An 11,910-nucleotide genomic window follows, 5' to 3' on the forward strand; every position below is an offset into this window, starting at 1 on the left:
AAAGCGCTAAAAGCTGTTCAGATATGTTTGGATTCAATGTTATTAACCGGTGATTTTATATAGCCTATATTAGATCAGATATTTAAGCGGAATGGTATTACAAGTTAGCAAGGGTAAAGTTGAACTGCGGGGTTGTTTAGTACAGAGTCATTCTAAGCTCACCCTGTTCATTCTCCAGGTAGGTTGGGTAGAGAGGAGCGAAACCCAACATAATCCATATAACCCTCTTCATAACCCATGGTTAAAAATTCTTAAAATCTCTACTGGTCTAACAGGTTAGCGATCTCTAAAACGGCTTATTTCACCTTGCGCTAATTCGTCTTTTATTAATGAACTTTACCTCTGCATTGTGCATGACGAATTACCACGCTGTTGGGTTTCGCTGCGCTCAACCCAACCTACGCCACGCCTTCCAACCTTTCAGTTGCTAACAAAAAAGCCCAGCCGGTTTCCCGGCTGGGCTTCTATATCTAGTAATGATGAGATTACTTAATAATCATACTGTAGATAAGCGCAAATACGGCTAGAGAGCCAACTGTTAATACGAACAGTGTGCTTAAGCGGTTTCTGTATTTGTGTAAGCTAGGTACTTTATAAACGGCAATCATTGGCATGATGAAAAGGATCATGGCGATGATAGGGCCTGACAGCTGATCCATCATGTCTAAAATACTTGGGTTGATCACCGAGCAATACCAAATAGCAAAGAACATGATAACAGTGCCAATCTTATCAACGAGTTTAGGGTTCATATGGGCTTGCTTACTAACAAGGCCGTTGAAGCTTTCACGGGCACCTAAGAAGTGACCTAAGAATGAAGACGTAATCGCGATAAAGGCTACTAATGGCCCTAAGGTAGCAATAAACGAGTTATCTGTAATATTGGCAAGGAATGACAAGATAGACACGTTATCAGCTTTTGCTTGTATCATTTGTTCAGTAGATAGTGACAGCACACACGAGAATACAAACAGTAAAACAAACACGATTAATAGTAGGCTAGTACGCTTTAGAATTGCTTCTGACTTCATTTTAGCATTGTTGCCATAGTGAGCACGTTGTACATGCACAAAGCTTGAGATCGCAGCTGCGTGGCTAAATGAGAATACAATGATAGGTATTGATAACCAAAGTGTTTTCATAAAGCCTGAAAACTCAGGGACAGACACATCTGGCATTTGCCAGCTTGGGATCAGGTAAATCGATAAGAAAAACAAGATAGCGACGAGAGGATAAACAAGGATTGCAAAAGCACGTAACATCAGTGCTTCGCCACCAAGCATTAAACTGATCATACCGCCAACGAGTACACCAGATAACAGTACGCGTGGTGGTGATTCCATACCTAGTTGATTAACGATAAAGCTATCAACAGTGTTGGTTAATCCAACACCGTAAATAAGTAAGATAGGGAAGATAGAGAGAAAATACAGTAAAGAGATTAAGCGCCCGGCGTTAATGCCAAAGTGTTCTTCTACTACATCGGTAAAGTCTGCTTCAGGCTGTTTTGATGATAAAACAAATCGGGCTAAGCCTCTGTGAGCTAAGTAAGTCATCGGAAAGGCAAGACACGCCATGATAATCAAAGGCCAAAATCCGCCGATACCGATATTAATTGGTAAGAATAAAATCCCTGCACCGACTGCGGTGCCAAATAAACTTAATACCCATTGGGTGTCATGAAGATTCCATTTTGAGTTACTACTTGTTGTCGATGCATCATACGGCATAGCATCTTGATGTGTGTTCATTAGCACTCCACTATTAGAATAATAATTGTCGCGCAGCATATAGAAAAGCGACTTAGAATGCATGTTTTAGCGTTGTATTTAAATAACTATGCTGTAAGGAGAGACTTACAAAAGAAGAAAGTTGGGCTTATTTATAAAGCCCAGTTGTGGTATTTATTCTGCTGCTGCAAGTGCGCGAGCTTTAATATCTGCGGCAAATGCTAAACCTTTCTTAAAACGTGCCTCAGCTGCAGTGATTTCACTTTCATCGCCATTAGCGGCAAGCACTCCTTGTGAAAGGGCTTTATAAAGTGCGCTAATTTGGGCCTCGTAGCCAGATTCAATTGCTTTTTCAACAGTCGTCATGGTTATTCCTTTATGAGTTTGAGAGAGCAAAATACTATAGGAACAAGGACTTATTGGCTAGATGATTGTGGTCATAAAGTAGGGAATATGAAATTTTGATATTTATTTTGCGATGACAGGGGAGACGCTGGGTTTCGCTACGCTCTACCCAGCCTACGGTATTTAACGGAATGCTTTTAGTCCTGTAATGCCGATACGACAAAATACGGATTCAGATACTCTTCTTTACTGTTATACAGTAGTGGGCTGCCATCGAGTTTGCTAACCGTTGCGCCTGCTATTTCGGCAATCGCATGACCTGCTCCGGTATCCCACTCACAGGTTGGGCCTAGGCGTGGGTATATATCAGCACTACCTTCGGCAACAAGACAAAGTTTTAGCGAGCTGCCCTTTGAAACCATTTCTACATCTTCAAACTGTTTTACAAATTCAGCTAGATCAGGAGAAGGGTGTGAACGGCTGCCGACAACACGGATAAGCCCTTTATTTGGTTTACGGGTTACCTTAAGTTCAATGCGCTCATCACCTTTATCTTTAAAGGCACCAATTGCTTCTGCGGCAATATACGACACACCTAATGCCGGTGCATCGACAACAGCTAATACTGGTTTACCTTTTTCAATCAAGGCAATGTTCACTGTGAACTCGCCATTCTTTTTGATGAACTCTTTGGTGCCATCAATTGGGTCTACTAACCAGTAGCGTTGCCAAGTTTGACGAATATCCCAGCTAATATCAGCGCTTTCTTCACTTAGAATTGGTACATCAGGGGTGAGATGTTGTAAGCCATTCACAATCACTTTGTGAGCTGCTAGGTCGGCGTCGGTCACTGGGCTTTCATTAGCTTTGTACTCAACATTAAAGTCCTTTTCGTAAATCCCCATTATTGCACTGCCGGCTTGGCGTGCGAGGAGTAAGATTTCTTCTAGCAGTTCCGTTTGATTCATGACTTAACCTATAATTTGCTGTTGTTTTAAATACGCTACCAGCTCTTGCACCGATTGGTCTAGGGTGTTTTTACTGGTATCGATTTTAATTTCTGGCGATGTAGGGATTTGATAGTCTGAGTCGATACCTGTGAAGTGCTTAATTTCACCTGCACGGGCTTTTTTATAAAGCCCTTTAGGGTCGCGTGTTTCACATACGTCGAGCGGGGTATCTAAAAATACCTCAATAAACTCACCATCCTCTACTAAGTTTCTTACCATATCGCGTTCGCTTTGGAATGGCGAAATAAATGCGGTTAATACCACAAGACCGGCATCGACCATCAGCTTTGCCGTTTCACCGACGCGGCGAATGTTTTCTACGCGGTCTTCATCAGTAAAGCCAAGATCTTTACACAAGCCATGACGCACATTGTCGCCATCGAGTAGGTAGGTGTGAACACCTAATTGGTTTAATGAGCTTTCTAGTGCGTTTGCAACAGTGCTTTTGCCTGAGCCTGAAAAACCTGTGAACCATAAAATGGTTGGCTTATGCTTTTTTTGCTCACTACGCTGTGATTTGCTAATGGCGTAATTATGCCAAACGATATTTTCATCCATTGTCTTTACTCTCGTTATTGAAATGGGAATACCAGTGGTATGAGTGTTAAAACCGTAATCGAGTAAATAATCGATAAAGGTAAGCCCATGGCAATGTAATCTTTAAGGCGGTAATTTCCCGCGCTGTAAACCATCAAGTTAGTTTGATAACCAAATGGCGAAATGAAACTCGCTGATGCACCAAATGCGACAGCCATAATAAAAGGCAACGGTGATACATCAAAACCAACGGCGAGTGCATACGCTACCGGAAATGAAAGCGCGGCAGCGGCATTATTGGTAATGAGTTCGGTAAACAAAACCGTCATCAAGAATATTGCGATAAATGCCCCGTAAGGCCCAAAATCACCTAATACGTATAACATGGCTGATGAAATTTCACCGGCAAGGCCTGTGCCTATCATGAGTTTGGCAAGGCCAATAGCACTACCCACTACTGCGAGTAACTCAATTGGAAAACGACGTTTTACTTCACTTAGCTTGATTGTACCCGTTAGCATTAAACCGATAAGAAGAACGAGTAGGCCTTTCACTAAAGGAACGAGGCCAACAATACTTAACCCCAATACGGCTGCAAAACTTGCTAACACAATATTTGATTGCTTAGGTTTTAAATGGGTTTGTAAATCAAGGCCTGAAATATAAACGAACTCACGTTTTAAATTAGGTAGCGAGTAAAACTCTTTGCCAGGCGCTAGGATCAGCGAGTCACCAGCTTGCAACTGAACTTTACCCAAACCACCTTGTAAACGGTCATGGCCGCGACGAATAGCAATAACGGCAGCATGAAATTGTTCACGAAAGCGAATTTCTTTAATTGTTTTACCAATGTATTTTGAAGAATGGCTAACAACAACTTCAACTAGGTGCTCAACGTCTTTCTCATGTTTGTCGTGCACAACTTTTAAGCCGTCAAATTGGGTGAGCAGAGGTACTGACTTTATATCACCTACAAAAAGTAATACGTCACCTTCATTGATAACTTGTTTTGGGGTAACCGCACAAATACGTTTATCACCGCGGATTATTTCGGCTAAGAACAAGTCTTTTAATTCACGAAGGCCATTTTCCTCAACACTTTTACCAATGAGTTTTGAGCCTGCTTCTACTTTACCTTCTAGGTAAAAGGGCACCACTTCTTGGTCGTTTTTACCGTTATCTGGTAAATACTTGAGCATCACTAAAATAGTGATAAGGCCAACGCTCAGTGCGCCTAAGCCAATCAAGGTAAAATCAAAAAAGCCAAGCGGCTCCATGCCCGCTTCAACGGCAAAGCCATTAACAATTAAATTGGTTGAGGTGCCAATCAGGGTGATCGTGCCACCTAAAATGGCGGTGTATGATAAAGGCAATAAAAGTTTAGACGGTGAATGTGTTGGGCTTTCTTTTATCGCACTGATCAGCGATGCCACTACCGCAGTATTATTGGTAAATGATGATAAAAAGGCGGTTGATAAACCAAGCTTGGTCACCGAACTTGTCAGGCTGCCTTTCGAAAGAGACTGAGCAAGCTTTTGTACTAACGTGGTTTTTTCTACAGCTATCGAAACGAGTACAAGTAGAATAAGAGTGATTAAAGAAGGGTTTGCATAGTTAATTAGCATATCTTCAAGGCTTATTAGCCCAGCTAAATAACTAATACCAATGGCGCCGACAAATAACCATGCAGGTTTTAGTCGAGTGCCAAAAAGGCACCCCACTAATACCAGCATAATGCCTGTTAATACCAGCTGTTGATACATGCTTTTTACTTCCTATAACAGGCGAATAGTGGTTATTTAAGCTTAGTTATATCAAGCGCTTGCCAATGAGGGAAGTGCTTGCGGACTAAAGCGTTAAATTCAACTTCAAAGTCGCTAAAGCTACTTTGTTGTTCTTCAGTGCTAAGTAATTGCTCAATCATACCTGCCGCAACGGTTAGGTTTGATAGGCGGTCAATTAGGATAAACGCACCTGTTTCATGGTTGTTGTGGTACTCATCAGCCAAAATTGTTTCTGTAAGCTCTAAGGTTACAATCGCAATTTCGTTAAGTTGTAATGAATCAGCTTGACCATGCTCAAGGGTATTTACATCAATCGTGTGATCGATTTTTCTTACCACTGCCGAGGTGTTTTTGCTGCCTAATTTAAAGTTATAGCTTTTACCTAATACTAACGGTGCTTCATGCATCCATACTAATTTAGCTTGAATACGGTTTGTTACAGCTGCTTTTGAAGCGGCTGGTACAATCACATCGCCACGGCTGATATCAATTTCGTCGTTTAACGTTAAAGTGATTGCTTGGCCTGCTTCAGCGGTATCTAAGTTGCCATCGAAAGTGACAATCTCTTTGATGCTTGAGCTTTTACCTGATGGTAATACTTTTACAGCATCACCCACGCTGAACTTGCCAGACGTTAGAGTGCCTTGGAAGCCACGGAAGTCTAAGTTAGGGCGTACCACATATTGCACCGGAAGACGCGCTTCAAACCCGTTATCAATTTCAGCCGCTGGTGAGTCTTCAAGTAACTCAAGAAGTGGTTTATCTGTGTAATAAGGTGTGTGCTCTGAGCGTGTAACTACGTTGTCACCTTTTAGTGCAGACATAGGCACAAACTTGATATTAGTAACGTTTAGTTGATCTGCAAACTTAAGGTAGTCGGCTTTGATTTTTTCGTATACGGTTTCATCGAAATCGACGATATCCATCTTGTTGATAGCAACAACAAACTGCTTAATACCTAATGAGTCACAGATAAAGCTATGACGCTTAGTTTGTACTTGTACGCCGTAACGCGCATCAACTAAGATAATCGCCACATCACTGGTTGATGCGCCGGTTACCATGTTACGCGTGTACTGCTCATGTCCTGGTGTATCAGCAATAATGAACTTACGTTTTGCTGTTGAGAAGTAACGATAAGCAACGTCAATGGTAATACCTTGCTCACGCTCTGCTTGAAGACCATCTACAAGAAGTGCTAAATCAAGCTCTTCACCGGCATTACCGACTTTTTCATTGTCTTTATGCAGGGCTGCAAGTTGGTCTTCATAAATTTGGTGACTGTCATGTAAAAGGCGGCCAATCAGCGTTGATTTACCGTCATCCACACTACCACAGGTCAGCATGCGTAAAAGGCTTTTGTCTTGTTGACGTGCAAGGTAGGCGTCGATGCCTAACTCTCTTACTTCATTAATCGTGTCGTTTGTTTTAGACATTAGAAATAGCCCTCACGTTTTTTCTTTTCCATTGAACCAGCAGAGTCGTGATCAATCACGCGGCCTTCACGCTCAGAAGAGGTTGAAAGCAGCATTTCTTCGATAATTTCAGTTAAGGTACCTGCTGTTGATTCCACAGCACCTGTTAGTGGGTAGCAACCAAGAGTACGAAAACGTACCGACTTCATTTGCGGTACTTCGCCTTCTTCTAATGGCATACGCTCATCATCAACCATGATTAGCGTGCCGTTACGCTCAACAACAGGGCGCTCTTTGGCAAGGTAAAGAGGAACCATTTCAATGTTTTCTTGGTAGATATACTGCCAAATATCCAGCTCAGTCCAGTTAGATAACGGGAATACACGAATGCTTTCACCTGGGTTAACTTGGCTGTTGTACGTATTCCAAAGCTCTGGACGTTGGTTTTTTGGATCCCATCTGTGATGTTTATCACGGAATGAGTAAACACGCTCTTTAGCACGTGATTTCTCTTCGTCACGACGTGCACCACCAAACGCAGCATCAAAGCCGTATTTATCTAACGCTTGCTTTAAGCCTTGCGTTTTCATGATGTCGGTGTGCTTTGCCGAGCCGTGTACAAATGGATTGATATCAATCTCTAACCCTTCAGGGTTTTTGTGGACGATTAAATCAAAGCCATACTCTTTAGCTAGGCGGTCACGAAACGCGATCATTTCCTTAAACTTCCAGTTGGTGTCAACGTGTAAAAGTGGAAATGGGATCTTTGCTGGATAAAACGCTTTACGCGCTAAGTGTAATAACACTGATGAATCTTTACCGATTGAGTAAAGCATCACCGGGTTTTCAAACTCAGCAGCAACTTCGCGCATGATTTTGATACTTTCAGCTTCTAATTGCTGAAGGTGTGTTAAAGCCATTGTTAGTCGTCCTACTAAAATGATTAAAAGTTAAATTAAGCTACGCCAGTTATTGGCTGGGCAAAGCTGCTGGTTTGTTCTGTTTGACCAAACCATGCAAGCTGATGGTGCAATGATGCAACTTCGCCAATAATTAATAGGGCGGGTGAAATAATGCTATGGCGCGAAATCAAGTCGGCCAGCTCACCTAATTGCCCTGTAATCACACGTTGTTCTTTACGTGTGCCGTTTTCGATAATGGCAACGGGGGTATCTGCACCACGGCCATGTTTTAATAGTTGTGCTTGAATATGCGGTGATTTAATCACGCCCATATAAATCGCTAAGGTCTGATTTGGCTTGGCAAGTGACTGCCAATCTAATTCTTGACCATCTTTTTTACAGTGACCCGTTACAAACTGAATGGCTTGCGCATGATCTCTGTGAGTAAGTGGAATACCTGCATAAGCGCTACAACCTGCAGCAGCAGTAATACCCGGTACGATTTGGTAACGCACTTTATTCGCGGCAAGAACTTGTACTTCTTCACCACCACGACCATAAATAAACGGGTCGCCGCCTTTAATACGGCATACTTTTTTGCCTTGCTTGGCAAAATCGACCAACATCTGATTGGTATCTTCTTGCGCCACACTGTGATCGCCTAACCTTTTACCTACGCAAACTAGGTCGGCATCACGGCGTACTAAATCCATAATTTCATCAGAAACTAAGTAGTCATATACAACTACGTCGGCTTGTTGCATTAACTGCAGTGCTTTTAAGGTTAATAGCTCAGGGTCACCTGGGCCTGCACCTACAACATACACTTCGCCTTCTGGTTCTGGCTTTGCATCTAACAATTGCTCTAACTGCGCTGTTGCAGCTTCGGTATTACCCGCTTGGACTTTGCTTACAACTGATGAATCAAATACGCCTTCCCAAAACTGGCGACGATCGGCAAAGTGTTTAAAGCGTTGTTTTACTTTGTCACGAAAGCTACCAACTAATGTAGCGAGTGGACCAATATGCTGTGGAATAAGCGTTTCGAGTTTTTCGCGTAAACGACGTGCTAATACTGGCGCTGTGCCTGCGCTTGAAATTGCAATAGTGATTGGATCACGGTCAACAATTGATGGAAAAATAAAGCTACACTTAGGTTGATCATCCACCACGTTAACGAAAATATTGCGCGCATTCGCAAGTTCGAACACGTCTTTGTTAACGCTGTCTATATCAGTTGCAGCGATCACCAGCATTTGTTGATCTAAATATTGTTCTTTGAATATATCAGTGATCAGGTTTACTTCGTTTTGCTTAGCAAGAGCAAGTAGCTCATCACAAAATTCAGGGGCGACTAGCGTCACATGAGCACGTGCTTTTAAAAATGCGCGGCATTTGCGTAACGCGACATCTCCACCGCCGACTACCAGCACAGGTTTGTCGTCTAATTTGGTAAAGATTGGTAAATATTGCACTTTGTTCTCACCCCTAAAACACATCAACGAAACTGCTTATTGCAGGCAAGCAGAATATAGTGCTCTAAAAAAAGTAAAAAATAATTAAAACCAAGTTTATATAACTAAAAGTTATACCAGGTGGTTTGTTTTGGCTTAAGACTTAGTTAACAAGGGATTGCGGCGAGTTACAAGTAAATAAGCAGCCTTATGGTGATTAGTTATGATTTATAGCCGAATGATAAAAATTTGCTACTATAGGTCACTAATATGGCAACACAAATATAAGAGCTATGACTAAAATGCAAACAAGCGCTGCCCAAGCGGTGGCACTGATGGACTTAACAACTCTGAATGACAGCGACACAACACAAACCATTAATCACTTGATTGCCAGTATTGAGCCTAAGTTAGGCATTCCTGCAGCGGTCTGTGTGTATAGCCAGTTTGTCAGTGACGCAAAACTGGCACTCGCTGAGCGCGAACTACAGCAAGTCAAAGTGGCTACAGTTACTAACTTTCCTAGTGGGGAGCAATCATTAGAGCAAGTGTTAAATGAAACCCTGTTTGCCATTGAGCGCGGCGCTGATGAAATTGATTTAGTGATCCCTTATAAAGCGCTAATTGCCGGTGATGAGCGCAAAGTTTTAGAGTATGTCAAAGCGTCAGAAGAGGCATGTGGCAGCCAAGCGCAACTTAAAGTTATTATCGAAAGTGGCGAATTAAGCGATGATCTCATTGCAAAAGCAACTAAGCTGGCAATTGATGGCGGCGCTGATTTCGTTAAAACCAGTACAGGTAAAGTGGCTGTTAATGCAACGCTAGCTGCAACAGACATCATGTTAAGCACTATAAAAGCGAGTGGCAAAAAGGTTGGTTTTAAGGCGGCAGGCGGGGTCAGAACAGTCACCGATGCTGCTGAGTATTTAGCCCTAGCTGAGTCAATTATGGGTGAAGCGTATTTACAACCTGAGCTATTTCGTTTTGGCGCTTCTGGGTTATTAAAAGATGTGTATGCAACATTAAATGAATCGTGAAAGTGAACAAGAGAAAATAGCGCTCGAGCATGGCGCAGCAAAGTTGTTTTTACGCTGTTACGAAAAGCAGTTTGGCGTGAGTATGCGTAATATTTGGCATAATACGCCAAGTAAGCCAGACGTGAGTTGTTATAAAGGTGATGCACGGCTTGATATTGAAGTCGCACATTTATATGCCAGCGAAACAGAAGCAATGGCGGTGTTAGGTCGGCCGCTGTCTATCTCAATGCAACGAGATCTTGCTGAAATGGCTTTAGCACCCAGTAACGAGCGTTTGCACTGTGCTTTACATCGCTTGCTGGCACAAAAAGCTAAGAAACACTACGAGTCTACTCAGCCTTGGTTATTAATTCGAAATGCCAGTACTATATGGCATCTTGATGATTTTAAGTCAGTACTTACTCACCTTGATGTGCCTAAGCATCATCCATTTCAACAAATTTGGTTGTTATGTGATTTTTATCGTGGTGAGTTATTACAAATTTTATAACTAAGGTTTTAAACAGCCAGTGCGGGCACTGGCTGTTAGTTTGCTTAGTTAAATTTAAACATACTGCCAAAGCTTTCTAAACTTGATTTGTTTGTTTTGGCAATACACCCTGAATCATCAAGAGACTTTTTAGTTGTCTCATCAGCAAGGCCAGTCACTTTCAGCTTTTTTTCTTGCTGATACTCAGTGAGCGCAATCACCGTTGCTTGATCGTACTCTACGTCTTCTATTTCATATTCTTCGTAGTGAGGCTGCCTTTTCAAATAACCCAAACAAACCAAGTTCAGTCGTGACATCGCTAAGTCTGTTTTTTCGTAGTAAGGCATTCTGTGAGTTGGAACACTAACCGATGCAACTGGCGCTTTAGCAGGAGCTGCAGCTGCGGTTACTTTTAGTGGTGCAGGGGCTGTATGGCCAGCTGCAATGGTGTTATCACTATTATAGCGATAATAAGTTGTTGGCACTTTTGACTCTAAAAACTCAACAGCTTTTACGATCACTTCGCGCAATGCTTTTTCTTTTGGTGTGTTTGACCAGCTACTTAAGTTACCACCAACGAGTGCGCCACCAAAATTGGTAGCAGCAGATGTAAAGTCAAAATCTTTACTGCCGCCCTCAACACTGGTAGCGGCTAAAATACGAGAAGTACGCGTATCGATTAATCGTAAATCAATCGCCATGTGCGAACTTGAAAAACCCGCCGATACCGAGCTAAATACATCGCCGATAAAGCCACCACTGCCGACACGAGTGCCTGAGTTGTCATCATCAAACTCTGTGACTGCGGCAATCACAACAATTTCGGCTCCCTCTATTTCACCATACGCAGCTCCTGATGCTGCACTCACACGGCCTGACACAGCAAGGTCTTGTTCTGATAATACGGCATCAAGTGCTTGTCGTTCTAAAACAATAAAGCGATTGGTGCTAACTAATGCGGTTGTAAGTTGATCGGCCATACCTTCACCAATTTCTTTACGCCACCAATGTGAATCATTTGATTTATCAGTAAAGCGAGCAACAGCGATCCGAGCTTTTGGGCCATTGTATTGCTGCTGTGCAACTTCGTTTATATCTGGGCTATTGGTATTGCTGGTGGTTGTCGAAGTACTCTGGCATGCAGTAAGTGCCGCAGCAAGTAACGTAATCGAAATTGCTTTGTGTGTTTTAGTGAGCATATGACTTTCCTTAACTTATATCTCATGC

The 11,910-nt window shown here is 42.4% G+C and carries 11 protein-coding genes; 2 read left to right on the forward strand and 9 right to left on the reverse strand.

The annotated features are described in order from the left end of the window. Positions 1-485: 485 nt before the first annotated feature. The 8 genes from JIG37_RS22405 to cysG all read right to left on the reverse strand — a co-directional run bounded on the left by JIG37_RS22405 (position 486) and on the right by cysG (position 9,198). A complete protein-coding gene (locus JIG37_RS22405) occupies positions 486-1,751 on the reverse strand; it encodes an aromatic amino acid transport family protein (protein WP_166340662.1) in 1,266 nt (421 codons plus the stop codon). 153 nt (positions 1,752-1,904) lie between these two features. Then, complete coding sequence (locus tag JIG37_RS22410; RefSeq protein WP_138600937.1) at positions 1,905-2,096, reverse strand: hypothetical protein; 192 nt, start codon at positions 2,094-2,096, stop codon at positions 1,905-1,907. A gap of 176 nt (positions 2,097-2,272) precedes the next feature. After that, positions 2,273-3,043, reverse strand: coding sequence for a 3'(2'),5'-bisphosphate nucleotidase CysQ (gene cysQ, locus JIG37_RS22415; RefSeq protein ID WP_199530318.1), 771 nt, complete (start codon positions 3,041-3,043; stop codon positions 2,273-2,275). A 3-nt stretch (positions 3,044-3,046) separates the two neighbouring features. Continuing rightward, a complete protein-coding gene (gene cysC / locus JIG37_RS22420) occupies positions 3,047-3,643 on the reverse strand; it encodes an adenylyl-sulfate kinase (protein ID WP_199530319.1) in 597 nt (198 codons plus the stop codon). Positions 3,644-3,657: 14 nt separating this feature from the next. Next, entirely contained in the window at positions 3,658-5,385 is a 1,728-nt protein-coding gene (locus JIG37_RS22425) for an SLC13 family permease (RefSeq protein WP_199530320.1), read from the reverse strand. Between the two features lie 32 nt (positions 5,386-5,417). Further along, entirely contained in the window at positions 5,418-6,842 is a 1,425-nt protein-coding gene (cysN, locus tag JIG37_RS22430) for a sulfate adenylyltransferase subunit CysN (protein WP_138618646.1), read from the reverse strand. Beyond that, positions 6,842-7,741: a sulfate adenylyltransferase subunit CysD gene (cysD, locus tag JIG37_RS22435; protein ID WP_054554821.1), complete on the reverse strand. Its 900-nt coding sequence runs from the start codon at positions 7,739-7,741 to the stop codon at positions 6,842-6,844. Before cysD ends, cysN begins: the two co-directional genes overlap by 1 nt. A gap of 35 nt (positions 7,742-7,776) precedes the next feature. Beyond that, positions 7,777-9,198: a siroheme synthase CysG gene (cysG, locus tag JIG37_RS22440; protein ID WP_187491011.1), complete on the reverse strand. Its 1,422-nt coding sequence runs from the start codon at positions 9,196-9,198 to the stop codon at positions 7,777-7,779. Positions 9,199-9,470: 272 nt separating this feature from the next. On the opposite strand from cysG, the gene deoC reads away from it, so the two are divergent. Beyond that, positions 9,471-10,214 (forward strand): deoxyribose-phosphate aldolase, encoded by a 744-nt coding sequence (gene deoC, locus JIG37_RS22445; RefSeq protein ID WP_199530321.1) that lies wholly within the window; start codon positions 9,471-9,473, stop codon positions 10,212-10,214. After that, positions 10,204-10,704 (forward strand): hypothetical protein, encoded by a 501-nt coding sequence (locus JIG37_RS22450; RefSeq protein WP_187491013.1) that lies wholly within the window; start codon positions 10,204-10,206, stop codon positions 10,702-10,704. Before deoC ends, JIG37_RS22450 begins: the two co-directional genes overlap by 11 nt. A 44-nt stretch (positions 10,705-10,748) precedes the next feature. Here the strand turns inward: JIG37_RS22450 and JIG37_RS22455 are convergent, their stop codons facing one another. After that, complete coding sequence (locus tag JIG37_RS22455) at positions 10,749-11,882, reverse strand: CsgG/HfaB family protein (protein WP_187491014.1); 1,134 nt, start codon at positions 11,880-11,882, stop codon at positions 10,749-10,751. Positions 11,883-11,910 lie beyond the last annotated feature (28 nt).

The organism is Pseudoalteromonas sp. bablab_jr010, assembly GCF_016464105.1.
In the GTDB taxonomy this organism is placed as follows: Bacteria; Pseudomonadota; Gammaproteobacteria; order Enterobacterales; family Alteromonadaceae; genus Pseudoalteromonas; species Pseudoalteromonas simplex.